This window comes from Phyllobacterium zundukense, from assembly GCF_002764115.1.
In the GTDB taxonomy this organism is placed as follows: domain Bacteria; phylum Pseudomonadota; class Alphaproteobacteria; order Rhizobiales; family Rhizobiaceae; genus Phyllobacterium; species Phyllobacterium zundukense.
In genome coordinates this window covers 2,581,565-2,607,980 of sequence record NZ_CP017940.1, presented here as the reverse complement: position 1 = coordinate 2,607,980, position 26,416 = coordinate 2,581,565, and the positions used below count along the sequence as shown (strand labels likewise).

Below are 26,416 nucleotides of genomic sequence, written 5' to 3'. Positions count from 1 at the left end.
TCACGCCGCCCGCCGAAAACGGTACAGGAGCAGCGCAACGCCAATCAGAGCTGCGAGAATGCCGGCAATACGCATAGGGCCATGCTGCGAAGCTGCCAGAGCGCAGACGCCGAGGACAAGATTGAGTGCGCCGACGCTCAGGACCACCTGCCACACTGACCAGCCGGCGCGTTTCGCCACCTGATAGGCATGCTTGGAATGGGCGGCAAAAATATTCTCGCCTGCTGCCAGCCGCATCAACAGGGTCGATGTGGCATCGGCGATGAAAAACAGCGGCAGGACCAGCCCTGCCCAGATCGATATGTCGCGGGCAACCATGAAGAAGGCGAGGCCGCTCATCAGGCCAATGGGCAGGCTGCCGGAATCGCCGAGAAAGACTTTTGCCTTTGGCCGGTTGAAGACAGCGAAGCCTGCAAAGCCACCCGCAATCGACGCGGCGAGATGGCCCGTACCAAGTGCTGCCAGCCCGAAAGCCGAAAAGCCTGCCAGCAGCGCCAGAGGAATGCCGAGACCCGAGACGACCATCAGGTCGAGACCGTCCATGAAGTTCGTCAGGTTGATGAAATAGACGAGTGCGATAACGAGAAGGCCGCGTTCGACAAAGTATGGCAAAAATTCCGACAGCAGGCGGAAATCCGGGCCAAGGCCATAGACGGCAATGGCGGAAGCAAGGAGTTGCGATACTAGCCGGATGCTCTCCGGCAGATGGTGCCGGTCATCGAAGAAACCGGTGACCCACAAGAGGGCTGCTGCAGTGGTCGTCGCAACAAGAAACTGCAGATCAAGGCCGTTGTCCGGCCCAAAGATCCAGAGCGAGGCGATCATCGCCGGAACGATGGCCAGACCACCAAGCTGCCTCGCGGCCTGGGTGTGATTGGAGCGCTCCGTCACGGCGGCGCCCAGAAAATCCGTCGGCAGCGCGCGCATGATGACCGCCAGTAACACGGCGCTTGCAATGGCGGTGACGAGAAAAGAAGAAATGATAGTAGCCAATGCTGAATCCACGTACTTATTCCCAGGGCCTGTCCCTTGCTCAGAGATGGCACTTAGCACTCTTGGAAAATATCTGAAAAGTGTTATTGTCAGCTTGGTCAGGAGGCAGGCCGAAGCCCACCTCCCAAACCTAGGACAATGCAAATGAGACCCGTACCTTGAGTGTCCAGCTCGTACGGGTTTTTTTGCAATTCCAGGGTGATGCTTAGTGGTAGAGACCACATTCGCTTCACTCCAAGTTTTGACAGCATATTGGCCGTATGCCTCAGCCAGGGAGGCCCATCCCCCTGATTGCACCGGCTGGCACGGTGCTGCTGCTTCGCCGCCAAAACTCAACTTTGGCCCAGCCTATCCATATGCGTCTGTGAATGGCATCCCGACTTAGGTCCAATGTCCGGTCCCGGCATCATGAAATTATGGGGAAACAGTTGTGAAGAGCGACAAACTGGCCAATCATTCACATTGCGCAAGCTGGAACCAGAGGTTATAAGGCCGCGCTGTCACGCGGATTATTCAGATCGGCGTTGACGTTTTGGGGCGTAGCCAAGTGGTAAGGCAGCGGTTTTTGGTACCGCCATTCGGAGGTTCGAACCCTCCCGCCCCAGCCAATCTTTTTCTTCTATCCAGCTGAAATGATTTGCATTTCTTGCAATCGCTGCAACTCTTCCAACGTCACATCTGCCAAAACATTCCACAATCAGTGACCGGGGCAGGCATTTCTTTCCCGCAAATCATTGATATAGATCATTTCCCAAAAGCCCGAGCGGGCCCATCAACCAAGGAGGAAGACCAGCATGGCACGTCGTATCGCCGTCGTCGGCAGCAACATGACCGATCTCGTTACATCGATCATCCGTATGCCTGCGCCGGGCGAAACGCTGGAAGCGCCATCGTTCTTCATGGGCTTTGGCGGCAAGGGTGCCAATCAGGCGGTGGCTGCTGCAAGACTTGGCGCGGACGTGATGATGCTCACCAAGGTCGGTGACGATGTTTTCGGTCAAAGCACGATCAAGAACCTCAAAGACAATGGCGTCGACATCTCCCATGTCGGCATTGTTGCCGGCAAGTCGAGCGGCGTTGCGCCGATCTTTGTCGACGAGAGCGGCGAGAATTCCATCCTCATCATCAAGGGCGCGAACAATGAACTCAAGCCGGCCGATATCGACGCGGCCGCGGAAGATCTGAAGGGCTGCGATCTTATCCTGATGCAATTGGAAGTGCCGCTCGAGACGGTCTACCACACCATTGCCTTTGCCGATCGCCACGGCATCGAGACGATCCTCAATCCCGCGCCGGCCGCGCCCGATCTCGACGCGAAGCAGGTCGTCAAGGCAACGTTCCTCGTGCCCAACGAAACGGAGCTTGCCCTTCTGACCGGCATGCCGACGGGTACCGATGCCGAGATTGAAAAAGCAGCGCGCTCCCTGATCGACAAGGGCATCCGCACAGTCATTGTCACGCTCGGTTCGCGCGGTGCACGGCTGATTACTGCCAGTTCCTCCACATTGATCGAACCGCTCAAGGTCAAGCCGAAAGACACGACAGGGGCAGGCGATGCATTCATCGGCAGCTTCGCGCGGTATTATGTGGAGAGCCGCGAACTGGAACCTTCGCTCAAGAAAGCGGCCCTATATGCGGCCGACTCCATTACCCGCGAGGGCACGCAGAAGTCCTATGCAACGGCCGAGGAGTTTGACGGATTCGTTGCGCGCCTTCAGCAATAGAACAGCGCTCAGCTTGTTCTATGGCGTCTTCGGCGACTTTTCCTGGTCCGCACTGCATTCTTCCAGCCGCACAGGCTTGGTGAGTTTCGCCAGCGCTTCCGGCGTGGCGCAGGGCGGGAAACCAGCGAGCCGCATGGTCTCGATATGTCGCTGGTGCTCGGCAGCACTGAAGGCCTGGTCATTGGAAATCGCTTCGATGGTAAGGTCCGGGTAACGCTGGAGGGCTTCCTTGACGGTTGCCTCCGCCTCCGCCTTCCGGCCGAGAACCGCAAGGCTGCCGGCGCGTTCGACCCAAGCGTATTTGCTGTAATTGTCGGAGGTCTGGCGCTCCATCACCTTCAGCGCGTCTTCGTAGCGGCCGACCATGAAATAAGCATAGCGCAGGCCGGCGCTGGCCCAAGGCTTGTAGTTGGGGTTGAGCCGAACTGCGCGATCAGCCAGTTCAGCCCCGAGCTCCGGCTCACCGAAGGCGCTCGCCCAGCTAAGATAGTAGGTGAGAACCGCAAAAGAACCGGGGTTTAGCCGCAGCGCGATGTCGAACTCGGTCTTGGCCCGGGCGAACTCCCCGTTGCGGGCTAGTATCTCACCCAGCGCCGCATGCGTGGCATCATCGTTCGGATCCAGCGCCACGGCGCGCTCGGCGGCTTCCATGGCTGCCCGGTTCGAGTCTTCCCAGTCGGCACCAAAATTTGTGGCCATGCTATACGCCTCGGCGAGACTGGACCAAGCCCGGGCGTAACCTGGATCGATAGTGACCGCCTTCTTCAGTATTTCCGTCGACTCTGCGATGCTCTCACGCGTCGGACTAATCTGTTTCTCGACTCCCAGGAGCGTGAGTTCGTAGGCTGTCAAACTCTGTGGCTTTTTTCGCCTTGCGGCGCCGATTTCGGCATTCTTGATCGGACCCGTGGTCATTTCGAGCTGGCTGGTAATATGATCGGCGATTTCGGTTTGAACCGCGAAAAAATCCTGCGCAGGTCTATCCCAACTCTCCGTCCAAACGTGCGCGCCAGTCGTCGTATCGATGAGCTGTGCCGTGGCCCGGATGCGGTCGTCCTGACGCTGGATCGAGCCTTCCAACACATACCGAACGTTCAGATCGCGTCCGATCTGCCGCACGTCTGCCGATTTGCCCTTGTAGAGTTCAGTCGAATTGCGGGCGATTACGTCGAACTCGCGCATACGGGAGAGGTCGGTGATGACGTCTTCGGTCAGTCCGTCGGCGAGTCGTGCGGTCGCAGCATCGCCGCCGTAGTCGTCGAAAGGCAGGACCGCGATCGATGGCTTGACGCTGACGATCGCAGCCGGCCAGAATTGCCAAGCGCCCGCTGCGAGCAGCAGGACAATGAGCGCGGCCAATGCACCCATCATCGCTCGGCGGGGGACCATTTTGGCGCGGAGGCGGGGCGGTTTCTTGCCATCGAGCCTTGCGCGATAGACGCGCACTGGCCGTGCGATATTTTTCACATGCTGCTCGCCGACGAAATCAAGTGCGCAATCGAGTTTGCCCTGGAGATGGTCGAAGGCTGTGCCCGATATCATTACCCCTCCCGGCTCAGACAACTGCTCAAGCCGCGCGGCCACGTTGACGCCGTCGCCATACACATCGCCTTCCAGTAGCACCACATCGCCGAGGTTGACCCCGATGCGCAGCACCAAGCGCTCCGGCTCGGGCAATTCCGCATTGCGGCGTGCCAAGGCTTTCTGGATTTCGGCGGCGCAGGCAACCGCGTCAACGACGCTGTCGAAGACGACAAGCATCCCGTCGCCCATCAGCTTGACGATGCGGCCATGGTGCCGGGCGATGGCGGGATCGATCAAATCGGCGCGGATGTTTCTTAGTCGTGCGATGGTGCCGGCCTCGTCGGCCTCCATCGCCCTCGAATAGCTGACAATGTCTGCTGCCAGGATCGCCAGCAGCTTCCGATCAAGCGGGGGAACCTCCATGTCGCACCCCTTCAGAATAAGAGCGTGAGTCTATACCTGTCGAAGTGTCGTGGCCAGCAGAGGCGCAAGCATCACGGAGGAAGCGTTCTTGCTCTTGCCAGACAGCGTCCATTGACAAGACGGTCGATCCTGCTAATCTCTACTAATCGAGTAGTGATAAAAGCTGGATGAATTTTCCACGGACGGCGGGTTTTAAAAAAGCCCGACGCCGGCTTCGTCGTTCAGTGGAATAGCGTTCTGATATTTTGTCTTTCGCGGCAATAAATTGGCGCGGATTTCGTTCGCCTTGTGAAACCATCCTTTTCTTAATGCTCACCCTTCCACTATGTTGGCCGCAAGTGCCGGCACGTCGTATGATGCCGAAAATTTGGATCGATGTTTGTGCGCAGGCAATGCCTGCGCACACAGTGGATAGTGATTTTCATGACCAAGAACCTGACGCATCTGCAGCGTCTTGAAGCCGAAGCAATTCATATTTTCCGTGAGGTTGCGGCGACATTCTCCAATCCGGTGATGCTCTATTCCATCGGCAAGGATTCGTCCGTCATGCTGCATCTGGCGATGAAGGCATTTTATCCGGCCAAGCCGCCATTTCCGTTTCTGCACGTCGATAGTAAGTGGAAATTCAAGGAGATGATCACGTTTCGTGATTCAGAAGCTCAGCGTCTCGGCTTCGATCTTCTCGTCCACAGCAATCAGGAAGGCATCGAGCAGGGCATCAGCCCGTTCGAGCATGGTTCCAACACGCATACCCATATCATGAAGACGGTGGCCCTGCGGCAGGCACTGGACAAATACGGTTTCGATGCAGCCTTCGGCGGTGCGCGGCGCGACGAGGAGAAGTCCCGGGCCAAGGAGCGTATTTTTTCGTTCCGCAACGCCCAGCACTCCTGGGATCCGAAAAACCAGCGGCCGGAAATGTGGAAGATCTATAATACCCGCGTCGCCAAGGGCGAATCCATCCGCGTGTTTCCGATCTCCAACTGGACCGAACTCGACATCTGGCAGTACATCATGCAGGAGGAAATCCCGATCGTTCCCCTGTATTTTTCCGCCAAACGTCCGGTGGTCGAACGTGACGGCATGCTGATCATGCGCGACGATGAGCGGATGAAACTGCTGCCGGGCGAAGTGCTGCAGGAGAAGATGGTACGCTTCCGTACGCTTGGCTGCTATCCTCTCACGGGTGCTGTTGAATCCGATGCGGCGACATTGCCCGAGATTGTCAGCGAAATGCTGGTCTCCCGCACCTCCGAGCGCCAGGGCCGCATGATCGACAAGGACGAGGCCGGATCGATGGAGAAGAAGAAGCGTGAGGGCTATTTCTGATGTCTAAGTTAGCCCAGATCGAGGTTTTACCCGCAGTGTCAGCCGCCGAAGAGATCAGCGCCTATATGGCCGAACAAGAGAAGAAATCGCTGCTGCGCTTTCTCACTTGCGGGTCTGTCGATGACGGCAAGTCCACGCTGATCGGCCGTTTGCTCTATGACACCAAGCTGATCTTCGAGGACCAGTTGGCGGCGCTCACCAATGACAGCCGCAAGCACGGTACCAATGGCGAGGATATCGACTTCGCCTTGCTCGTCGACGGCCTGGAGGCCGAGCGCGAGCAGGGCATCACCATCGATGTCGCCTATCGTTTCTTCTCGACGCCGAAACGCAAATTCATCGTCGCCGACACACCGGGGCACGAGCAATATACCCGCAACATGGCCACGGGTGCATCCACCGCAGATCTGGCGATCGTTCTCGTTGATGCGCGCCAGGGCATCTTGCGCCAGACGCGGCGCCACAGTTTCATCGCTTCGCTGCTCGGCATTCGCAACATCGTTCTTGCCGTCAACAAGATCGATCTGGTCGATTATTCGCAAGATATCTTCGAGGCGATTGTCACGGATTATCAGGCCTTTGCGAGCAAGCTTGGATTCAACACAATACAGGCGATCCCGCTCTCGGCGCGCTTTGGCGACAATGTGATCGGGGCATCTGCCAACCTTCCCTGGTACAAGGGACCGGCGCTGCTGCAGCACCTGGAAAACGTGCCGCTGGATAGCGCGGATTCCACACGTCCCTTCCGCTTCCCTGTCCAGTTCGTCAACCGGCCCAACCTCGATTTCCGTGGTTTTGCCGGCACCATCGCCTCAGGCACGGTCTCGCCCGGCGACGAGGTTGTAGTTGCAAAATCCGGCAAGTCTTCCCGCGTCAAGCGCATCGTCACATGGGACGGCGACCTTGAAAAAGCCAGCGAGGGGCAGGCGGTCACGATTGTCCTCGATGACGAGATCGAGGTCTCGCGCGGTAACATGCTGGTGGCGCCCGATGCGCGGCCGGAAGTGGCGGACCAGTTTGCCGCCCATCTGGTATGGTTTGCCGAACACGCGCTGATTCCGGGCCGGTCCTATATCCTGCGGACCGAAACCGACCAGGTCACCGCGACCGTCACCGACCTCAAACATCGAATCGATATCAATACCTTCGCCGAGGTTGCGGCCAAATCGCTTGACCTGAATGAAGTCGGCGTCTGCAATATCTCGACGCAGGAACCCATCGCGTTTGATCCCTACAAATCGAACCGCTCGACGGGCTCGTTCATCCTGATCGATCGCCTGACCAATGCAACGGTCGGCGCCGGCATGATCGATTTCGCGCTGCGCCGTGCCTCCAATGTGCATTGGCAGGCGCTGGACGTCGACAAGGCATCGCGCGCCGCGCAGAAGGACCAGAAGCCGGCCGTGCTGTGGTTCACCGGGCTTTCCGGATCGGGCAAATCGACCATTGCCAATCTCGTCGAGAAGCGGTTGTCCTCACTGGGCAAGCATACCTACATCCTCGATGGCGACAATGTGCGCCACGGGCTCAACCGCGATCTCGGCTTCACCGAAGAAGACCGCGTGGAAAATATCCGCCGTGTCGGCGAAGTGGCGAAGCTGATGGTGGATGCGGGCCTGATCGTGCTGGTCTCGTTCATATCGCCCTTCATCACCGAGCGCCGGATGGTACGCGAACTGCTCAGCGATGGTGAGTTCATGGAAATCTTCGTCGACACGCCGTTCGAGGAATGCGCCCGGCGCGATCCGAAGGGACTCTATGCCAAGGCACTGCGCGGCGAGATCAAGAACTTCACCGGCGTGGATTCGCCCTATGAGCCACCCGAAAATCCGGAACTGCACCTGAAGACTGTCGGCCGGACGACGGAAGAGCTTGCTTCGGAAGTTGAAAAGCTGCTCACTGAACACGGGATAATTTTCAACTACGATCAGAGTTCGTGGTCGATTTGAGTGCTGGTTATCTCTCCCCTTGTGGGAGAGAAAGCGATTTCAGCACTTAGCAGAGCGAGCATGGCGACGCGAAGCTCAAGTGCTAGAAATCGCAAGAGAGGGGATATTGCATATATGTCTTAATCCCCTCTCTTGGATTTTCTAAGGATTTAGCAAAGGGGCTAAATCCAAGAAAATCCTTTCTCCCCCACAAGGGGGGAGATAAAGCAGCGCCATTAATTCCGCCGAACAATTGGAATCCCAGTGACAGTACTCCCTTCCATCAACCACACATCCCTCCTCGCCACTTTTGAAACCACGGCCATCGCCGCCGGTGTCGAAATCCTGCGCATCTATGGGGAAGGCTGCGACGTTGCGTTGAAAGACGACAAGTCGCCGGTGACAGCTGCAGATCATGCTGCCGAAGCCATCATTCTCGAAGCGCTGCGCCGGGTAACTCCGGAAATTCCGGTCGTCGCGGAAGAGGAGATCTCAGGCGGCCATGTGCCCGGCGATCTCGGCGACCGCTTCTATCTGGTCGATCCGCTCGACGGCACGCGCGAATTCGTCAATCGCAACGGCGATTTTACCGTCAACATCGCCCTGATCGAAAATGGCGCGCCGGTGCTCGGTATCGTCTATGCGCCGGTGCGCGGCTGGCTGTTCACCGGCGGTCCCGGCGGTGCTGAAGAAGTGACTGTCGATCACAAGGGGATCGTCGTGTCGCGCAAGGCTATCTCCTGCCGTGCAGCGCCCGAAGCGTTGATTGCCGTTGCGAGCCGCTCGCACCGCACGCCGGAAACGGACGACTATCTGAAGGATTTCAATATCGCCGACTGCGTGTCGGTCGGCTCGTCCATCAAGTTCGGCCTGCTGGCACGGGGCGAGGCGGATATCTATCCGCGGCTCAGCCGGACGATGGAATGGGATACGGCTGCGGGCGATGCGGTGCTGCGCGCCGCGGGCGGGATCACGCTAACGCTCGACGGCAAACCGCTGACCTATGGCCGCCGCAACCAGGCGGACGATGCCGATTTCGCCAATCCGGATTTTGTCGCGCGGGGGAAGCTATAGACGCTACTGCGTCCGCTTGCGCAGCAAGGTCGTCACCACGAAGAACGCTCCGATGGAGCTCGTGACGATGCCGATCGGCAGTTCCTGCGGTGCAAGCAGAAGCCGTGCAGCAAGATCGCTGAGTAGGATCAGCATGGCACCCAGCAGCGCGCAGGTGACGACGAGACCTGCATGCAGCTGGCCGGTGAAGCGGCGGGCGATGTGCGGGATCATCAGACCGACAAAGCTGATCACGCCCGCAACCGAAACGAAAATCGCGGTTGAGAATGCGCAGACGATGAACACCGTGTTGCGGGTACGTGTGACGCGCACGCCGAGACTTTCCGCCGTGTTCTCGCCGGCAAGAAAAGCATCGAGATTGCGGTGGTTGGTGAGGGCGTAGACGAGGATGGCGAAGAGGCCGACCATCGCCAGCGGCAGATTATCCCAGCGCGCCAGACCAAGGCCGCCGAGTGTCCAGAACAGCACGGAATGGGCGGCGCGCTGGTCGCCGGAAAACACCATGTAGTTGGTGAGCGCAGCAAACAGGAACGAGACGGCGAGACCGGCAAGGATCAGGCGCTCCGGCCCCTGGCCCTGCACACGGCGCACCAGCAACAGCACGCTCATGGCGGCGAGCATGCCACCGCTGAAGGCAGCCATCGGCAGGGTCCAGATGCCGAAGCGGTCACCGAAAATGCTGATTACCGAGACGGCACCGGCGGCGGCTCCCGAGGAAAGCCCGAACAGGAAGGGATCGGCGAGATCGTTGCGCGTGACCGTCTGCAGCATCGCACCGATAATGCCGAGCCCGGCACCGACGCAAATCGCCAGCACCACCCGAGGCAGGCGCAGGTCGACGATGATACGCTCGACCGGTCCGCTGGTGGTCCGGTCGCTGAGGCCAGCCGCGTGGGCAAGCGCGTTCAGGACGTCCGGGAGGGGAATGACCGTCGATCCATAGGCAATGGAGGAGAGGGCGAGGGCGATGACAAGTATCACCCCTGCAGCAAGCATTATGCGTTGGTTGATTCGAGCGGGAAACATTGGGAAGCATTCTCATAATGTAATGGCGTCAGATGCCGATTATCTCCCTTGGGGAAGCACGCTGCCCTTATCTCCCCCTTGTGGGGGAGAAGGCGATTTCAACATCTTAGCGTCAGCTAAGTGTTAGAAATCGCAAGAGAGGGGATTTCGATGGTAGGCTTCAAATCCCCTCTCTTGAGTTTTCCAAGGATTTAGCGAAGAGGCTAAATCCAGGAAAACTCTTTCTCTCCCGCAAGGGGAGAGATAAGGCCCACCTTCGGCCCACAGGGGAGATAACCACTCAGAAAGCTTCCGGATGCATGGCCCTGGCGATTTTCTCGATCGCTTCGATATTGGCGGGGCCGGGGGTCAGCTCGGCATAGCGCAGCGCAACGAAGCGCTCATTCTTCACCGCGTCTGTTTCCTTCATGGCAGGATGTGATTTGAGGAAATCGAGCAGCTTCCGGTATCCCGCATCATCCTGGTAGTCGAGCAGAACCAAAAACTGCGGATTGCGGGCGGCGACGGTTTCCCATGAGGTGGTGCCCCAGCTCGTCTCCATGTCGGACATGATGTTGGTACCGCCAGCCTCGCCGATCAGCGCTGTCGGCATGGCGAACTTGCCGGCGGTGAACGGCTTGTCCTCGCCCGAATCGTAGAGGAACACGCGGGTGTCGCCGTTGTTGCCGATCCGCTTCTTGATATCGGCGAGCTGTGCCTTCCAGCCGGAAACCAGTTTCTCGGCTTCGGCATCCTTGCCGAAAATCTTGCCAAGCTTTGTCATGTCGCCGTAGAGCAGGTCCATCGAGGCGGCAGGGCGGTTCTTGTCGAGATGCACGCAGCTTTCGGTCAGGACCAGCGTCTTGATGCCATAGGGCGCCAGCGTATCGGGCGTGACATCGCCGCCCGGCTTCATGCCGTAATACCAGCCGGCGAAGAAGAAATCGGGGTTGGCCGCAACAAGATTTTCGACGGTCGCATATTTGGGGGCGAGCTCCGGAATGGAGCCTTGCTGCTGCTTGAATGCATCGTCCAGCTTGTACCAGCCGGTAATGCCGGTAACGCCGACGATCGACGGCTGAAGTCCGAGCGCAAATGCCATCTCGCTCATGTTGATGTCGTGAATGACGGCGCGTTTCGGTGCTGCTTCGAAGGTCAGCGGCTTGCCGCAGCTGTCGACGGTAACGGGAAAGGCCCAGGAGGGCGCGGACAGAAGCGCGAAGGCGAGGGCGAGAACAGCTTTTTTCATCAGATACTCCGTGAATGGGCAGATGCAGATTTTTCGGGTGTTTCGAACACCATCAGCTCGCGATCCTGCGAGGGATGGCGCAGGCGAAGGACGTCGAGGTCGAAGACGTCGCTGACGATGCGCGGCGTCAGGGTTTCGTCGGGGGTGCCCGCCGCCACCAGCTGCGCGCTGTGCATGACCGCGATATGGGTGGCGAAGGGCGCAACCAGCGGTAGATCGTGCAGGACCGCGATTGTCGTCACGTCCAGCCCGGCCACCAGGGACAGGAGTTCGCTGCGCGCCTTGGGATCGAGATGGTTGGTGGGCTCGTCGAGGAACAGCACGGCGGGCGCTTGCGCAATTGCCCGCGCCAGTTGCACGCGCTGACGCTCACCGCCCGAAAGCGATCCAATCGAACGGTGGGAAAACTGCGCAATCCCGGCGCGATGCAGCGCTTCCGCAACGATTTCGCGGTCCCTTGCCCTGGTAAAGGTGCCGATATGGGGAATGCGGCCGAGCGAGACATAGTCCTCGACCAGCAGCTGCAGGTCGGGCGTGTCAGTCTGGCCGACGAAGGCGAACTGCCGCGCACGTTCAAGCGGCGCCAGCCGGCTAATGCTGCTGCCGTTAACATATACGTCGCCTGATGTGGGCTGCAGAAGACCGGCAAGCATGCGTAGAAAGGTCGACTTGCCGGCACCGTTCGGCCCGATGATTGCAAGCCGGGAACCGCATTCCACTGTCAGGAATGCCGCGTCGACGAGAGTCTGGCCAGCGGTCCGATACGTCACAGCGTCGGCGTTGAGGACAACATGGCTCATGGACAGAATTCCCCGGAGATTGAAACGCAGCAGGATTCAACTGGCGCCTTGACCTCGTATCGTAACGTTATAACGTTTGTAAAGAGCTTCTGTTTGCCGGTGATCGAGAAATCAGTGGTTGGGATTGGCGGATGAGCGAGCGTTTGGATGTTCATGCCTGTCCACTTGTTAGGACAGGAATCAGGAACGCACGCGAAATATAGCCGCCTATTCGGCAGGCCCACATGTCAGGGCCCACATCCGCGGGAAACATCGCATCGCTCCCGGCACACCCCGTCCGGTTCGAATTTCAGTATTGATGGCAGGTCTCCTGGCTCGCGGATCTCAGCTTCGCCTTGCCTTCCCGGCTTATCACCAGTGGCATACTCAGGCGTCGCTCACTGCTTACAGTTGCGGGGGCAGCCGCGGTTTCGGTCCCTATTGGGTACGCCTCACCGTGTTCCCTTTTCATCTTCGGCGTTGTCTTGCCGAAGAAACCATCGAGGGCAATCATTAGAGGAAAAAGTGCTCAAAGCAACCAGTTTCGTTTGCCTCGGGGACGATTGGCCAAAGCAGATAATGCTTGGAAAAATGCTGGGAAATGCTATGTTTTGTCGTGGAGTGGGAGGCGGGCTTTCGCCCACCTCCCGTTTCCTGGTTTACTGAAAAAGGACCCGGATGGTGAGTGTCCAGCTCGTCCGGGTCTTTTTCAATTCCAGGGTGATGCGCAGTGGCAGGTACCACATGGCGTCACCTCCTGTCTCATGAGCAAGGCCACTGCCCTGGTCGGAGAGGCCCATCTTCTCCGATACACCGGCTGGCTCGGTGCCTTCTGCTTCACTCAGGAAACTTTTGAAAAGTGACGTTGTTTGCCACCCTCGGCAACGAATGCAGGGTTGCAATATTGTGAACAGCATGACGTTGCGGGTTGTGGGTCGACTGGCTGCTGCGCGCTTGTTAATGCGGCAAATTCGGGCGGTGCTAAAATAATTGGCAGAGGCACATTTAAAGACGTGAACTGCACAATAGAGTAGGCTACCTTTCCGCTTACCGCGCATTTCAGAAGAACAATTTGAGGCGACATGGCAATTCACGCTGCAGTCTATCACCTGACCCACTACAAATATGACCGTCCCATCATGCTGGGGCCGCAGGTCATCCGCCTTCAGCCCGCGCCGCATTCCCGCACGAAAGTGTTGAGCCACTCGCTGAAGGTCAGCCCGGCTAATCATTTCGTCAATCTGCAACAGGATCCCTACGGCAATTTCCTTGCCCGGTTTGTCTTTCCGGAACCTGTGACGGAGCTGAAGATCGAGGTCGATCTTGTCGCCGACATGACTGTCTACAATCCGTTTGACTTCTTCGTCGAACCAGTCGCCGAGACCTGGCCCTTCGCCTATCCGCAAGACATCAGCGAAGACCTGTCTATCTATCTGAAGCCGGAGCCTGCCGGACCACTGCTGCAAGCCTTTCTCGATACGGTGGACCGCACGCCGACCAATACCGTCAATTTCGTCGTTGACCTCAATGCACGCATCCAGCGCGAGGTTGGCTATGTCATCCGTATGGAAACCGGTGTGCAGGAGCCCGAGACGACGCTAAACGTGCGCACCGGTTCCTGCCGCGATTCCAGCTGGCTGCTCGTGCAGGCCCTGCGCCATCTCGGGCTCGCCGCGCGATTTGTTTCGGGCTACCTGATCCAGTTGAAGCCTGATCTGGTTTCGCTAGATGGGCCTGCCGGAACCGACAAGGATTTCACCGACCTTCACGCCTGGTGCGAGGTCTATCTGCCGGGCGCCGGCTGGATCGGTCTCGATCCGACATCGGGCCTTCTGACAGGCGAAAGCCATGTGCCGCTTGCCGCGACACCGCATTATCGCAATGCCGCTCCGATTTCCGGCATGGCGGAGCCCGCCAATGTCGAATTCGCCTTCGACATGCATGTCACCCGCGTCTCCGAGCACCCTCGCATCACCAAACCCTTCTCGGATGAATCCTGGTCTGCGCTGGATGCGCTCGGCGAAAAGGTGGACGGCATCCTGAAAGAGCGCGACGTGCGGCTGACCATGGGCGGCGAGCCGACCTTCGTCTCCATCGATGATTTCGAGTCCGGCGAGTGGAACACGGACGCTGTCGGGCCGACCAAGCGCGACAAGGCCGACAAGCTTATCCGCCGCCTGCGCGAGCGTTTCGCGCCGGGTGGTTTCCTGCATTACGGGCAGGGCAAGTGGTATCCGGGCGAAAGCCTGCCGCGCTGGACCTTTTCGCTCTATTGGCGCAAGGACGGCAAGCCGATCTGGGTCAATCCGGACCTGATTGCGCCGGAAAACAGCAAGGCCAATGTCAAGCCGGACGATGCCGGCAAGCTTCTCAGCGGGATTGCCAGCGTGCTTGGCGTCGAGGACGAAATGGTCACGCCTGCCTATGAGGACCCGGCCGAATGGATCGTCAAGGAAGGCAATCTTCCGGCAAATGTCGATCCGTCCAATTCCAAGCTCAAGGACCCCGAAGAGCGCAGCCGCATTGCCCGCGTCTTCGAGCGCGGACTGACCGAGCCGACAGGCTTTGTCCTGCCCGTTCAGCGCTGGAACAGCCAGGCCGTCGCTGGTCCGCGCTGGCGCAGTGAAAAGTGGAAGACGCGCCGGGGCAAGCTGTTCCTCGTGCCGGGGGATTCGCCCGTTGGCTATCGTCTGCCGCTTGGCTCTCTCCCGCATGTGCCGCCTTCGGAATATCCTTTTATCGTCCCGGTCGATCCATCGGTCGACCGCGGTCCTTTGCCGGATTCGGTAGCGCAACCGGGAGCCCCGGCCACGCGGGATGCGCCGCAGGCGGTGGCTTCGTTCACCGCGGCCGAAGGCGCTCAACAGGAGCGCGTCGAACAGGAACTCGGCGAAATCGGCGGCGCAGTGCGCACGGCCATCTCGGTCGAGCCGCGCGATGGCCGCCTGAGCGTCTTCATGCCGCCGGTGGAGGCGCTGGAGGATTATCTGGAACTGGTTGGCGCCGCTGAAGCCGCCGCAGCAAAGCTTGGCCTGCCCGTCCATATCGAAGGCTATGGGCCGCCACAGGATCATCGCATCAATGTCATCCGCGTCGCGCCCGACCCGGGCGTCATCGAGGTGAATATCCATCCCGCCGCCAACTGGCGCGAATGCGTCGAGACGACGACAGCGATCTATGAGGAAGCGCGGCAGACGCGGCTTGGCGCCGACAAGTTCATGATCGACGGCCGTCATACCGGCACCGGCGGCGGCAATCATGTGGTCGTCGGCGGTGAAACCCCGAACAACAGTCCCTTCCTGCGGCGTCCTGATCTCCTGAAAAGCCTCGTGCTGCACTGGCAGCGCCATCCCTCGCTGTCCTATCTGTTTTCGGGCATGTTCATCGGCCCCACCAGCCAGGCGCCGCGTTTTGACGAGGCGCGCCACGACAGTCTCTATGAGCTCGAGATCGCCATGGCGCAGGTACCGATGCCAGGCAGGGGCACGCCACCGCTACCCTGGCTCGTCGACCGGCTGTTCCGCAATCTTCTGGTCGACGTCACCGGCAATACGCATCGCTCGGAGATTTGCATCGACAAGCTGTTCTCGCCCGATGGTCCGACAGGGCGGCTGGGATTGGTCGAGTTCCGTGGTTTCGAGATGCCGCCCAATGCGCGCATGAGCCTTGCACAGCAGCTGCTCGTTCGCGCATTGATCGCCCGGTTCTGGAACAGCCCTATCGAGGGCAGTTTTGTCCGCTGGGGCACCTCCTTGCACGACCGTTTCATGCTGCCGGCCTTCGTCTGGCAGGACTTTCTCGATGTTTTGGCGGACCTGCGCCAGCACGGCTTCGATTTCCGTCCCGAATGGTTCGAGGCGCAGCTCGAGTTCCGCTTTCCGTTCTGCGGCGAAATCGAGAATGAGGGCGTCAAACTCGAACTGCGGCAGGCGCTGGAGCCGTGGCATGTCATGGGTGAACAGGGCGCCATCGGCGGCACTGTGCGTTTCGTCGACAGTTCGGTCGAGCGGCTGCAGGTCAAGGTCGAAGGCTTCAATGCCGCGCGGCACAGTGTTGCCTGCAATGGCCGCGAAGTGCCGCTTAAAATGACGGACATCAATGGCACGGCCGTTGCCGGCGTGCGCTACAAGGCCTGGCAGCCGCGCTCGGGCCTGCATCCGATGATCCCGGTCAACACGCCTCTGGTCTTCGATATTTACGACCAGTGGTCGGGCCGCGCGATTGGCGGGTGCGTCTATCATGTCGCACATCCCGGTGGCCGCAGCTATGATACGTTCCCTGTCAATTCGAACGAGGCCGAGGCGCGCCGCCTGACCCGGTTTGAGCCACGCGGACATACAGCCGGTGCGTACGAGCTCAGGAAAGAAACGCCAGCAGCGGAATTTCCGATGACTCTCGATCTGAGAAGGCCGCGCCAGAATTGAGACCGAAAGGAAGCATGACTGCAAGCAAAACCGCACAATCGCTGCCCGAAGCCGGATTAGAAACCCGGCCCGGCCTGCTTGCGAGCTACAGGCCTCTGCCCAATGTCGCCGACGAGATGATCGATCCGTCAGGCGCAGTCCGTCCCGGTTGGGAAACGCTGCTTCATACACTCGACCAGATCGGCCCGGAAAAACTGGCGACACGTTTTGCCCGTGCCAACCAGTATTTGCTCGACGCAGGCGTGTTTTACCGTGTCTATGACGAGAACGGCACGCAGGAACGCGAATGGCCGCTCGCCCACATTCCGATTTTGATCAATGAGGACGAATGGCGGTCGATCACCCTTGGCCTGACGCAGCGGGCAGACCTGCTCGAGGACATCGTTGCCGATATCTACGGCGAGAACAGGCTGATACGGGATGGCTTGCTTCCCCCTGACTTGATTACTTCAAATCCGGAGTTCCTGCATCCCGTGGCCGGGGTTAGGCCGGCGAGCGGCCATTTCCTGCATTTCTGTGCCTTTGAGCTAGGGCGCGGTCCGAATGGTCAGTGGTGGGTGCTCGGCGACAGGACACAAGCGCCGTCCGGCGCAGGTTTTGCCCTGGAGAATCGCGTTGCGACGACCCGCGCGCTGTCGGACATTTCCGGCGCCATGAATGTTCACCGGCTGGCGGGGTTCTTCAAGGATTTCCGCGATAATTTGCAAGGGCTGGTCAATAATCCGCAAGGGCGCGCGGCGATCCTGACGCCCGGTCCGAACAACGAAACCTATTTCGAACACGCCTATATCGCCCGCTACCTCGGCATCATGCTGCTGGAAGGCGATGACCTGACGGTCAGCAAGGGCAAGGTGATGGTACGGACCGTTTCCGGTCTCAAGCCGGTCGATGTCCTTTGGCGGCGCATGGATGCCGCCTATATGGACCCGCTGGAACTGAAGACGGATTCGTGGATCGGCACGCCGGGCATGGTCAGTGCGCTACGCCAGCGGTCGGTCTCGCTGGTCAACGCGCTGGGGTCGGGGATACTCGAGACCCGTGCATTGCTGGCTTTCCTGCCGGCCATTTCGCAGGCGCTGCACAATCGCGATCTCGCATTGCCGAGTATCGCCACCTGGTGGTGCGGACAGGACAAGGAACGCAAGCATGTGATCGACCGGCTCGACCAGATGATGGTCGGTCCTGCGATGTCGACGCGGCTGCCCTTCGAGGATGGCAATGTAACGGTACTTGGTTCCGCACTCGACGATGTAGCGCGCCAGGGGCTGCATGACAGATTGCAGAAGGACGGGCGCGGGTTGGTCGGCCAGGAGGCTGTCAAGCTCTCGACCACGCCGGTCTATGTCGACGGCAAGCTCGAGCCGCGGCCATTCGTGCTGCGCGTCTTTGCGGCACGGCACAAGGATGGCTGGAGCTTCATGCCAGGCGGGTTTGCCCGGGTCGGTTTCACGCTCGACACCGCCGCGATCGCCATGCAGAGGGGCGGACAGGCCGCCGACGTCTGGATCACCTCGAGCGGTCCGGTCGCCAAGGATACGCTGCTGCCGCGCGAGGGCGATACGTTCCGGCGCAATGTGCCGGGAACGCTGCCAAGCCGCGCTGCCGAAAACCTGATGTGGATGGGCCGCTACATAGAGCGCGCGGAAGGTACGGCGCGTATCCTGCGCGCCTGTCATGCGCGTTATGCCGAGGCGGCCAATATGGAACTGCCGCTGCTGACGGAAATGCGCGATTACCTGAAGCCGCTGGGTGTCGATCTCGATACCGCCATTCCAAAAGGACTGCAGCGCTCCATCGATGGCGCGATGCTGAGCGCCGGACGCATTCGCGACCGGTTCTCGCCCGATGGCTGGCTGGCATTGCGCGATCTTTCCAAGACCATCCACCGTTTCTCCGATGTGGTTTCGCCCGGCGACGACACGACACGCGCCATGACGATCATCCTGCGCAAGCTTGCCGGGTTCTCCGGCCTGGTGCATGAAAACATGTATCGCTTTACCGGCTGGCGCTTTCTCGAAATCGGCCGCCGGCTCGAGCGCGGCATTCAGATGGCGCGGATCCTCGCAACGTTGTCGCGCCATGATGCGGCGGATGGCGCGCTGGAAATGCTGCTGGAAATCGGCGACAGCGTCATGACGCACCGGCGGCAGTACAGCGTCTATTCCGGCCGGATCAGTGTGCTCGATCTGCTGGCGCTCGATCCGCTCAACCCGCGCTCGATCATCTTCCAGCTCGATGCGCTGAAGACGGAGTTCAGTTTGCTGCCGTCGCGAGAGGCGGGCGCCAATATGCCGTCATTTTCCAAGAAGGTGCTGCGGCTGCATACGGATCTCGCGATCATGGAGGCAATCGACCTGACGCCGGAGAAACTCGGCACGCTCGCCTTCGAGATCGGCACGCTGTCCGATGCGATCTCCGATACCTATTTCGCGTGAGGGCCGCGACACATGCTTTATAATATCCGCCTTCACCTCCATTATGATTACGAGCGGTCAGCAGCGGGCGGGCGGCATCATATCCGCGTCATGCCGCAGACGATGACGGGCATCCAGCGCGTGATCGCGTCCAGCCTGTCTTTCGATCCGGTCTCGACAGAGCGGTCGGAATTCACGGATTTCTTTTCGAACACTGTCACGTCGATTGTCTATCGCAACCCGCATGAGACGCTGGACGTGACGATGACCGCCCGTGTCAATGTCACCCGGCCGCCGAACATGCTCGATGTCTCGCCAGACCTTGCCGGTCTGCAAAAGGAAATCCGCAGCGTCTGGTCAATTTCAGCCGATGCGCCACATCACTTCCTGACCAGCAGCGCCCATGCGACGATCGATCCGGTTATCACAGCCTATGCCGCAAAGAGCCTTGCCGGTACAAGCACCGTGATGGAAGCGGTCAAACATCTGAACAATCGGATCCATGCCGACTTCACCTATGAATCCGACGTGACAGACGTGCGCACCAATGCGCGCCAGGCCTTCGATCTCAAAGCAGGGGTGTGTCAGGATTTCAGCCACGTCATGATCGCCGGCCTGCGCGGCATCGGCATCCCGGCGGGCTATGTCAGCGGCTTCCTGCGCACTATTCCGCCACCCGGCGAGGAGCGGCTGGAGGGCGCCGATGCGATGCATGCCTGGGTCCGCGTATGGTGCGGACGCGAGGCCGGCTGGCAGGAGTTCGACCCGACCAACGCCATGATTGCCGGTAACGACCACATTACCATCGGCTATGGCCGCGATTACGCGGATGTCTCGCCCATTGTCGGCGTGCTCAAGACCAGCGGCTCGCAGGAGGGGAAGCAGTCGGTCGACGTCATTCCGCTGGAGTAGGGTCTCACCAGATTTCCATGCGGTAGTTATAATGTTTCGCGAAAACATTATAACCTGGATTACCATTTCACCACCGGCCCTACAGAAGGAATGACACAGATCGGTGTGGACATAACGAGTTACAGAATCTGATTGGCGAGATCATAAGGTCAACCGTGCACTGCAGATTTGCAACCGTGACAAGATTATTGGAATGGTTTTTCTTGGTTTCCGGCAAACCGGAGAATATGGTCTGCATCCTGAGCAGTTATTCATCAAAAATGGGATGAAATTCCGAAGTGCGATCCATGCTTCCCATCCCGCCGCTCATGCTCACCACCGGGCCTGTACCGGCCTATCCCGAAGTGCTCGCCGCGCTTGGCAAGCCGGTGCTCTATGACTATCACCCGGCGTTCCAGACCTATTATGCCGGCGTCGTCGAGAAGCTGCGGCAGGCGCTGAGGACCGACAATAACCCTGTGATCATGCAGGGAGAGGCTATCCTTGGCATCGAGGCTGCCGCGGCGGCCCTCATCGCCAGGAACGACGTGGTTCTCAACCTTGTCTCGGGCGTCTATGGCAAGGGCTTCGCCAGTTGGGCGGCGCGGTACGGCAGGGAAGTCGTTGAACTCGCCGTACCCTATGACGAAATCATTGACCCTCAGGCGGTGCGCGAAGCCTTGCGCAGCCGTCCGGACATTTCCATCGTGTCGCTATGCCATCACGATACGCCGTCCGGCACGCTCAATCCCTTGCATGAAATCGGGGCAGTCGTTGCCGGGCACGGCGCCTATCTCATCGTCGATGCCGTCTCGTCATTCGCCGGCATGGACGCGCATCCGCAGGATGCCCACGCGGATATCTTCATAACCTCGCCGTCGAAATGTCTGGGTAGCACGCCGGGCCTCAGTCTCATCGCTGTCAGCGAACGCGCCTGGAACAAGATCGAAGCCAATCCCGATGCCCCGCTTGGCTCTTTCCTCAGTCTTCTTGCATGGAAGGGTGCTTCGGAGCCCGGCAGGCCTTTCCCGGTAACGCCATCCATCGCCGAAATATACGCGCTGGATGCTGCGCTCGATCGCTACACGAGGGAAGGTCCGGAAAATGTATGGACCCGTCACGCACAAACGGCTTCCGTTGCGCGGGAAGGGCTGCTTGGCCTGGGGCTTTCTCTTTGGCCCAAGCAGGAAGCCTGGTGCGCACCGACGGCGACTGCCTTCAAAGTGCCCGACAGCATCAGTGACGTTGCACTCCGCGACAGCCTGCTGCACGACCACGGCATCCTGGTCTCGCTTGGACGCGGCGAGACCGCGGGGAAGATCCTGCGCATCGGCCATATGGGCGCTTCGGCCGAACCGGGCTTTGCCCGTACCATCGTTTCCGCGCTGAGCGGCATTCTATCCAGGCCCCTTCACCCTTGACATAAGAGGATTGCAACAATGTCCCGTATCCTGTTGAACCGACGCGCTTTTCTCACCACGACCGCCAGCATCGGAGCGATGACGATCCTGCCTGATCTCAGCTGGGCGCAAACGGCAACACCCGTCAAAGGTGGACGGCTGATTGTGGCCGGTGATAGCGAACCCGCCAACCTCAATCCCGCCATCGTCGCGTCGAACGGCGTGTTCTTCGTCGCCAGCAAGGTCATCGAGCCGCTGGCCGAGCAATCCTATGAGGGCAAGGACGGGCTGTCGCCGCGCCTTGCCACATCCTGGGAAGGGTCCGCTGATGGTTTGACGGCGACGTTCAAACTGCGCGAGGGCGTGACCTGGCATGACGGCAAGCCGTTCACCTCGGCAGACGTGGCGTTTTCCGCACTGGAAGTCTGGAAGAAACTGCAAAACCTTGGCCGCGTGGTGTTCAAGAACCTCGAAAGCGTCGAGACACCGGACGAGCACACCGCGATCTTCAAATTCTCGCAACCGACACCGTTCCAGCTCATCCGCAACGCTCTGCCGGTGGTAACCTCCGTCGTGCCGAAGCATGTCTATGAGGGAACGGACATCGCCAAGAATCCGGCCAATCAGCAGCTCGTTGGAACCGGTCCATTCAAGTTCGGCGAGCACAAGCCCGGCGAATATTATCTGCTCAAGCGCAATGACGCCTATTGGCAGAAGGACGAGCCCCTGCTGGATGAGATCGTCTACCAGTTCCTGCCGGACCGCGCAGCGGCGGGCAATGCGCTGGAGGCCGAGCAGATACAGCTTGCGGCTTTCTCCGCAGTACCGCTCGCCGATCTGGACCGTATCTCCAAGGTGCCAGGCCTGAAGGTCTATTCCAATGGTTATGAAGGGCTGACCTATCAGCTGATCGTCGAGATCAATCATCGCCGCAAGGAGCTTGCCGACGTCAAGGTGCGGCAGGCGCTTGCCCATGCGATCGATCATGATTTCGTCGTCAAGACGATCTTCCTCGGCTATGCCAAGTCGTCGACGGGACCAGTACCCGCCTATGACAACACTTTCTATGAGCCGGATGTGACGAAATATGCCTTCGACCCCGCCAAGGCGGAAGCGCTGCTCGATGAAGCCGGCTACAAGCGCGGTGCAGATGGCAACCGCTTCAAGCTAAAACTGCTTCCCGCGCCATTCTTCAACGAAACCAAGCAGTTCGGCGATTATCTTCGTCAGGCCCTGGCCAAGGTCGGGATCGACGCACAGGTGGTCAGCAATGATACGCCCGCGCACCTGAAAGCGGTCTACACCGACCATGATTTCGACATCACGGTCGCGACGCCGGTCTACCGCTCCGACCCGGCGATTTCCACCACGATCCTGTTCGAAAGCGGCTTGCCCGCCGGTGTGCCGTTCTCCAACCAATACGGCTATGCCAATGGGGAAGTGGACAAGCTGATCAAGGAGGCCGCGTCAACCGTCGATGCGGAAAAGCGCGCCGCACTCTACAAGGAGCTGCAGAAGAAGGCCGCCGCCGACCTGCCGCTGATCAATGTCGCCGAGTTTTCCTTCATCACCGTGGCGCGCGACGCTGTGCAGAACGTCTCCGACAACCCGCGCTGGGCTGTGTCCAACTGGGCGAATGTGTGGGTGAAGGGGTAGGGGGATATTGTTAGATGGTTAGATGGTGGTCCAGTCTTCGACCTTCAGGCCCTCCACCCTTTGAAACTCGCGAACATTGTTGGTTATGACAATCAGGTCGCGGGCTTTTGCCTGGCCCGCGATGAGCACATCGTAAGGCCCTATGGGCAGGCCGGCCTGTGCCAGCGTGCTGCGCAGCTCTCCCGATACACGCGCGTCTTCCTGATCGAACTCCAAAATGGGAAAATCGAGAAGAAGCAGGCGGAGAGCTTCCAAGTTGAAGGAAATCTTTTGGCTCTTATAGACACCGAAGTAGAGCTCATGCGCGACGACCGAAGAGATACCAATCTCCCCCTCGCGCTTCTCAAGGATGAGGCGAACCAGGCCGTCCGATTTCCGCGAGACCAATTGAATTACAGCATTGGTATCAAGCACATAGCGCATCATTTGAACAAAGCGTCCAATTCCGGCCGCTCCTGCGCTGCGGGTTGATCTCGACCGCCGTTCAGAAAGTCTGGGCTGAAGCCATGATCGAGGGCCGCTTTGAGCGAACTCCATGGCTGCTTTTCGACCTTGTGGGGACGCAGGATGAGAGCATCGCCCTCGCGCGAAATTTCAACTTCCTCGACATTCAAACGGAATTCCTTCGGCAGGCGTACAGCCTGCGAATTCCCGGAGTTAAATACTTTTGCAATCTGCGGCATGTTCGTATTCCTCGACAAAAAGTATATACGAGTGTGTATATACCTTTTTGGCCGCCTAGTACAAACCCGTTTGTTTTCCAGAGCCAATCCTTCTAGTCTCCAAACCTATTCGCCTGACAGCCGGAGCATTTCTTGCCGCCTCTCGTTTCCTTTTTCCTGAGACGCCTTCTCGGTGCGCTTCCGGTTCTTATCGTGGTGCTGGTTGGCAGCTTCCTGCTGCTCGAGGCGGCGTCCGGCGATGCGGTCGATTCCTATGTGGCGCGGTCCGGCGCCATGGATGCCGAGCAAATGGCGAAGCTGCGGCAGGAATGGGGTCTTGACCAGGGGCCGCTCTACCGTTTCAGGGCCTATGCGTCGGCATTGGCGCGAGGCGATCTCGGCTGGTCCACCGCTTTTGAACGGCCCGTTGGCTCGGTGATTGCCGAGCGTCTGCCGGTCACGCTGCTGCTCATGGGCATTGCCACGGCGCTGGCTTTCTTCCTCGGTTCCCTGCTCGGTGTGCTCGCCGGCGCAAGACCTGGATCGTTTCGCGACCGCTTCCTCTCCATGACATCGCTGGCGCTCTATGCGGTGCCGGGATTCTGGCTTGGTCTGGTGCTGATCGTCATCTTTGCCGTGGACCTGCGCTGGTTGCCCATCGGCGGTATCGAGACCGTCGCTTCGGGCAAATCCGGGCTGGCGCGCATCGGCGATATTGCCTCCCATCTGGTCTTGCCCGTCGCCTCGCTCGCCATGGTCTATCTCGCGCTCTATCTGCGGCTCATGCGTGACCGCATGAGCGAGGTCTGGCGCGATCCTTTCGTCAAGGCGCTGGAGGCGCGAGGCCTCAGCCGCGGGCGTATTGTCTGGCAGCATGTTGCCCGCAACGCCGTGCTGCCGGTTGTGACCATGCTGGGATTGCAGGCCGCCGCCATGCTGGGCGGCAGTGTCGTGGTGGAAAGCGTTTTCGCCATTCCGGGCTTCGGCCGCCTGGCGGCCGAGGCGGTGGCACGCCGCGATACACCGCTGCTGCTCGGCGTGATCCTGTGCAGCGCCGTCACCGTGATCATCGCCAATCTTCTGGTCGATCTCGCCTATGGCAAGCTTGACCCGCGGGTGAGGGTCGGGCGATGAGCATGATGGCCCGTTACTGGCGGCAATTGAACCTCGAAGGCCGTATCGGCGCGGTTCTGCTTGCAATGCTTGTCCTGATGGCGCTGCTGGCGCCGTTGCTTGCACCGGGTGATCCGCTGGCCATTACCGGAGAGCCGATGCTGCGGCCGTTCGCATCTGAAGCGCACCTGCTGGGAACTGACAGGCTGGGCCGGGATGTACTGGCCGGTCTATTGCATGGAACGCGCACGACGCTGCTCGTCGCCTTCTTCTCGGCAGCGGTCGCGCTGATCGTCGGCAGCATCGTCGGCACGCTGGCGGGTTTCCTCGGCGGCATGGCCGACATGGTTCTCATGCGCATCACCGAAGCTTTTCAGACCGTTCCCGGGTTCCTTCTGGCGCTTGCGGCGATCAGCGTCACCGGACCGAGCGTGCCGACGCTGATTTTCGCCATCAGCCTCGGCAACTGGACCCAGGCTGCCCGCGTGACGCGCGCCGAGGTCCTTTCCCTGCGCGAGCGTGATTTTGTCGCCGCCGCGCGAACGCTCGGCATGCGGCCATTGGAAATCGCCTTTCGCGAGATATTGCCCAATGCCTTCGGGCCGACAGCTTCGCTTGCCGCCATATCCGTCGCCGCCGCCATTCTGATCGAGGCGGCGCTGTCGTTCCTCGGCTTTGGCGATCCGAACCGCGTCACCTGGGGCAGTATGATCGCGGAAGGCCGCACTGTCCTGCGCGCCGCGCCCTATCTCTCGATCGTCCCGGGACTGGCCCTGGTTATCACGGTTCTCAGTGTCCACCTGATCGGACGGGGGCTCTCGCGAACGGAGAGGCTGCAGCCATGACCGAGCCATATCTGCGCGTCCGGAATTTGACGGTGGATTATGGCGGGGGCGCCGCCCTGCAGGACGTATCGTTGCAGCTCGCCAAGGGCGGAAGGCTGGCGCTCATTGGCGAGAGCGGCTCCGGCAAATCGACTTTTGCCATGGCAATCGCCGGCCTCTTGCCAAGGCGGGCGCGTTCCAGCGGGGCGATCGAGTTTCCCGGCCTGTCGCACCGGCCAAGGCTTGGCAAGGACATCGGCGTGCTGTTTCAGGACCCGAGCGGCAGCCTCGATCCGGTGATGAAGATCGGCGACCAGATTGCCGAAGTGGCGATGACGCACCAGGGCTTGGGCTGGATATCAGCGCGCGTGCGGGCAGCCGAATTGCTGGACCGTGTCCGCATCCCCAGGCCGCTCGCAAGGCTCAACAGCTATCCGCATGAATTCTCCGGCGGACAGAAACAGCGCATTGCCCTTGCTGCTGCCCTGGCTGGCAATCCGTCGCTGCTCATCGCGGACGAGCCGACCAGCGCGCTCGATACGGTGGTGCAAAGGCACATCGTCAATCTCCTCGACGAACTGGTGCGGGACAATGGCCTGACGCTGCTGTTCGTCACGCACGACATTGCCCTGGCCTCGGAACGTGCTGACAAGATTGCGGTGCTCTACAAGGGAAAGCTGGTCGAAAGCGGCCCTGTTGCCAAGGTGCTTGGCAAGCCGGAGCATCCCTATACGAAGGCGCTGATCGGCACGCATATTTCGCTGGATACGCCGCGCGCCAAGCGGCTTGCCGAAATCAATACGGATGATCTGCGATGATGCCCAAAATATATCTGCATTACAGTTGTGCGTGGTTCGACAGGCTCACCATGAGGGAGGTTTATGCTTTGCAGGGTGTCAGGAACCCCAACCTTGGCGGTTATCGTTGCAGCCCACAAATTCCCCTCATGGTGAGCCTGTCGAACCACGCACATTGGTGATGCGATCTGGTCTGGTTGCTCAAAT

20 protein-coding genes, 1 tRNA gene and 1 riboswitch are annotated in these 26,416 nt (G+C 59.8%); of the genes, 13 read left to right on the top strand and 8 right to left on the bottom strand.

Features of this window, described 5'->3' with window-relative positions; genetic code table 11:
* Complete coding sequence (locus BLM14_RS13090; protein WP_237143360.1) at window positions 1-993, bottom strand: MraY family glycosyltransferase; 993 nt, start codon at window positions 991-993, stop codon at window positions 1-3.
* A 533-nt stretch (window positions 994-1,526) separates the two neighbouring features.
* Here BLM14_RS13090 and BLM14_RS13085 point away from each other — a divergent pair.
* Both BLM14_RS13085 and rbsK read left to right on the top strand, forming a co-directional pair.
* Window positions 1,527-1,601, top strand: a tRNA-Gln gene (locus BLM14_RS13085).
* Window positions 1,602-1,787: 186 nt separating this feature from the next.
* Complete coding sequence (gene rbsK, locus BLM14_RS13080) at window positions 1,788-2,717, top strand: ribokinase (RefSeq protein WP_099999753.1); 930 nt, start codon at window positions 1,788-1,790, stop codon at window positions 2,715-2,717.
* A gap of 18 nt (window positions 2,718-2,735) precedes the next feature.
* Here rbsK and BLM14_RS13075 read toward each other — a convergent pair whose 3' ends face one another.
* Window positions 2,736-4,664, bottom strand: coding sequence for an adenylate/guanylate cyclase domain-containing protein (locus BLM14_RS13075; RefSeq protein WP_099999752.1), 1,929 nt, complete (start codon window positions 4,662-4,664; stop codon window positions 2,736-2,738).
* Window positions 4,665-5,087: 423 nt separating this feature from the next.
* On the opposite strand from BLM14_RS13075, the gene cysD reads away from it, so the two are divergent.
* The 3 genes from cysD (at window position 5,088) to cysQ (ending at window position 8,995) form a co-directional block, all read left to right on the top strand.
* Complete coding sequence (cysD, locus tag BLM14_RS13070) at window positions 5,088-5,993, top strand: sulfate adenylyltransferase subunit CysD (RefSeq protein ID WP_100001297.1); 906 nt, start codon at window positions 5,088-5,090, stop codon at window positions 5,991-5,993.
* Window positions 5,993-7,942, top strand: a complete 1,950-nt coding sequence (nodQ, locus tag BLM14_RS13065; RefSeq protein WP_099999751.1) for a bifunctional sulfate adenylyltransferase/adenylyl-sulfate kinase NodQ — start codon at window positions 5,993-5,995, stop codon at window positions 7,940-7,942. The genes cysD and nodQ overlap by 1 nt, the downstream gene beginning before the upstream one ends.
* A gap of 243 nt (window positions 7,943-8,185) precedes the next feature.
* Window positions 8,186-8,995: a 3'(2'),5'-bisphosphate nucleotidase CysQ gene (gene cysQ, locus BLM14_RS13060; RefSeq protein ID WP_099999750.1), complete on the top strand. Its 810-nt coding sequence runs from the start codon at window positions 8,186-8,188 to the stop codon at window positions 8,993-8,995.
* 3 nt (window positions 8,996-8,998) lie between these two features.
* Here the strand turns inward: cysQ and BLM14_RS13055 are convergent, their stop codons facing one another.
* The 4 genes from BLM14_RS13055 to BLM14_RS31425 form a co-directional block, all read right to left on the bottom strand.
* Window positions 8,999-10,021, bottom strand: a complete 1,023-nt coding sequence (locus BLM14_RS13055) for a FecCD family ABC transporter permease (RefSeq protein WP_099999749.1) — start codon at window positions 10,019-10,021, stop codon at window positions 8,999-9,001.
* A 280-nt stretch (window positions 10,022-10,301) separates the two neighbouring features.
* Window positions 10,302-11,249, bottom strand: a complete 948-nt coding sequence (locus tag BLM14_RS13050) for an ABC transporter substrate-binding protein (RefSeq protein WP_099999748.1) — start codon at window positions 11,247-11,249, stop codon at window positions 10,302-10,304.
* Window positions 11,249-12,049: an ABC transporter ATP-binding protein gene (locus tag BLM14_RS13045; RefSeq protein WP_099999747.1), complete on the bottom strand. Its 801-nt coding sequence runs from the start codon at window positions 12,047-12,049 to the stop codon at window positions 11,249-11,251. The genes BLM14_RS13050 and BLM14_RS13045 overlap by 1 nt, the downstream gene beginning before the upstream one ends.
* A 283-nt stretch (window positions 12,050-12,332) precedes the next feature.
* A riboswitch (cobalamin riboswitch) is annotated at window positions 12,333-12,545 on the bottom strand.
* A gap of 142 nt (window positions 12,546-12,687) precedes the next feature.
* Entirely contained in the window at window positions 12,688-12,828 is a 141-nt protein-coding gene (locus BLM14_RS31425) for a hypothetical protein (protein WP_162293157.1), read from the bottom strand.
* Window positions 12,829-13,110: 282 nt separating this feature from the next.
* On the opposite strand from BLM14_RS31425, the gene BLM14_RS13040 reads away from it, so the two are divergent.
* The 5 genes from BLM14_RS13040 to BLM14_RS13020 all read left to right on the top strand — a co-directional run bounded on the left by BLM14_RS13040 (window position 13,111) and on the right by BLM14_RS13020 (window position 22,813).
* Window positions 13,111-16,452, top strand: a complete 3,342-nt coding sequence (locus BLM14_RS13040) for a transglutaminase family protein (RefSeq protein WP_099999746.1) — start codon at window positions 13,111-13,113, stop codon at window positions 16,450-16,452.
* A gap of 14 nt (window positions 16,453-16,466) precedes the next feature.
* Window positions 16,467-18,887 carry a circularly permuted type 2 ATP-grasp protein gene (locus BLM14_RS13035; RefSeq protein ID WP_099999745.1) on the top strand — a complete coding sequence of 807 codons (2,421 nt, stop codon included), beginning with the start codon at window positions 16,467-16,469 and terminating at the stop codon, window positions 18,885-18,887.
* 12 nt (window positions 18,888-18,899) lie between these two features.
* Window positions 18,900-19,778 carry a transglutaminase family protein gene (locus BLM14_RS13030; protein WP_099999744.1) on the top strand — a complete coding sequence of 293 codons (879 nt, stop codon included), beginning with the start codon at window positions 18,900-18,902 and terminating at the stop codon, window positions 19,776-19,778.
* A gap of 287 nt (window positions 19,779-20,065) precedes the next feature.
* Window positions 20,066-21,178: a pyridoxamine--pyruvate transaminase gene (gene ppaT / locus BLM14_RS13025; protein WP_237143359.1), complete on the top strand. Its 1,113-nt coding sequence runs from the start codon at window positions 20,066-20,068 to the stop codon at window positions 21,176-21,178.
* Between the two features lie 18 nt (window positions 21,179-21,196).
* Window positions 21,197-22,813 carry an ABC transporter substrate-binding protein gene (locus BLM14_RS13020; protein ID WP_099999743.1) on the top strand — a complete coding sequence of 539 codons (1,617 nt, stop codon included), beginning with the start codon at window positions 21,197-21,199 and terminating at the stop codon, window positions 22,811-22,813.
* Between the two features lie 18 nt (window positions 22,814-22,831).
* Here BLM14_RS13020 and BLM14_RS13015 read toward each other — a convergent pair whose 3' ends face one another.
* Window positions 22,832-23,239 (bottom strand): type II toxin-antitoxin system VapC family toxin, encoded by a 408-nt coding sequence (locus BLM14_RS13015; RefSeq protein ID WP_099999742.1) that lies wholly within the window; start codon window positions 23,237-23,239, stop codon window positions 22,832-22,834.
* Window positions 23,236-23,496 carry an antitoxin gene (locus BLM14_RS13010; RefSeq protein WP_099999741.1) on the bottom strand — a complete coding sequence of 87 codons (261 nt, stop codon included), beginning with the start codon at window positions 23,494-23,496 and terminating at the stop codon, window positions 23,236-23,238. Before BLM14_RS13010 ends, BLM14_RS13015 begins: the two co-directional genes overlap by 4 nt.
* A 132-nt stretch (window positions 23,497-23,628) precedes the next feature.
* Between BLM14_RS13010 and BLM14_RS13005 the strand changes: the two genes are divergently transcribed.
* The 3 genes from BLM14_RS13005 to BLM14_RS12995 are packed head-to-tail and all read left to right on the top strand — an operon-like array spanning window position 23,629 to window position 26,230.
* A complete protein-coding gene (locus BLM14_RS13005) occupies window positions 23,629-24,609 on the top strand; it encodes an ABC transporter permease (RefSeq protein WP_099999740.1) in 981 nt (326 codons plus the stop codon).
* Window positions 24,606-25,433, top strand: coding sequence for an ABC transporter permease (locus BLM14_RS13000; RefSeq protein WP_099999739.1), 828 nt, complete (start codon window positions 24,606-24,608; stop codon window positions 25,431-25,433). Before BLM14_RS13005 ends, BLM14_RS13000 begins: the two co-directional genes overlap by 4 nt.
* A complete protein-coding gene (locus BLM14_RS12995) occupies window positions 25,430-26,230 on the top strand; it encodes an ABC transporter ATP-binding protein (RefSeq protein WP_099999738.1) in 801 nt (266 codons plus the stop codon). Before BLM14_RS13000 ends, BLM14_RS12995 begins: the two co-directional genes overlap by 4 nt.
* Window positions 26,231-26,416 lie beyond the last annotated feature (186 nt).

What these genes read in the sequence shown, in the direction of transcription:
- BLM14_RS13045 (WP_099999747.1), bottom strand. Translation starts at nt 12,049, where the DNA reads ATGAGCCATGTTGTCCTCAACGCCGACGCTGTGACGTATCGGACCGCT.
- BLM14_RS13040 (WP_099999746.1), top strand. Translation starts at nt 13,111, where the DNA reads ATGGCAATTCACGCTGCAGTCTATCACCTGACCCACTACAAATATGAC.
- cysD (WP_100001297.1), top strand. Translation starts at nt 5,088, where the DNA reads ATGACCAAGAACCTGACGCATCTGCAGCGTCTTGAAGCCGAAGCAATT.
- nodQ (WP_099999751.1), top strand. Translation starts at nt 5,993, where the DNA reads ATGTCTAAGTTAGCCCAGATCGAGGTTTTACCCGCAGTGTCAGCCGCC.
- rbsK (WP_099999753.1), top strand. Translation starts at nt 1,788, where the DNA reads ATGGCACGTCGTATCGCCGTCGTCGGCAGCAACATGACCGATCTCGTT.
- BLM14_RS13055 (WP_099999749.1), bottom strand. Translation starts at nt 10,021, where the DNA reads ATGTTTCCCGCTCGAATCAACCAACGCATAATGCTTGCTGCAGGGGTG.
- BLM14_RS13010 (WP_099999741.1), bottom strand. Translation starts at nt 23,496, where the DNA reads ATGCCGCAGATTGCAAAAGTATTTAACTCCGGGAATTCGCAGGCTGTA.
- BLM14_RS13015 (WP_099999742.1), bottom strand. Translation starts at nt 23,239, where the DNA reads ATGATGCGCTATGTGCTTGATACCAATGCTGTAATTCAATTGGTCTCG.
- ppaT (WP_237143359.1), top strand. Translation starts at nt 20,066, where the DNA reads ATGCTTCCCATCCCGCCGCTCATGCTCACCACCGGGCCTGTACCGGCC.
- BLM14_RS13020 (WP_099999743.1), top strand. Translation starts at nt 21,197, where the DNA reads ATGTCCCGTATCCTGTTGAACCGACGCGCTTTTCTCACCACGACCGCC.
- BLM14_RS13075 (WP_099999752.1), bottom strand. Translation starts at nt 4,664, where the DNA reads ATGGAGGTTCCCCCGCTTGATCGGAAGCTGCTGGCGATCCTGGCAGCA.
- BLM14_RS13000 (WP_099999739.1), top strand. Translation starts at nt 24,606, where the DNA reads ATGAGCATGATGGCCCGTTACTGGCGGCAATTGAACCTCGAAGGCCGT.
- BLM14_RS13050 (WP_099999748.1), bottom strand. Translation starts at nt 11,249, where the DNA reads ATGAAAAAAGCTGTTCTCGCCCTCGCCTTCGCGCTTCTGTCCGCGCCC.
- BLM14_RS31425 (WP_162293157.1), bottom strand. Translation starts at nt 12,828, where the DNA reads ATGGGCCTCTCCGACCAGGGCAGTGGCCTTGCTCATGAGACAGGAGGT.
- BLM14_RS13030 (WP_099999744.1), top strand. Translation starts at nt 18,900, where the DNA reads ATGCTTTATAATATCCGCCTTCACCTCCATTATGATTACGAGCGGTCA.
- BLM14_RS13035 (WP_099999745.1), top strand. Translation starts at nt 16,467, where the DNA reads ATGACTGCAAGCAAAACCGCACAATCGCTGCCCGAAGCCGGATTAGAA.
- BLM14_RS12995 (WP_099999738.1), top strand. Translation starts at nt 25,430, where the DNA reads ATGACCGAGCCATATCTGCGCGTCCGGAATTTGACGGTGGATTATGGC.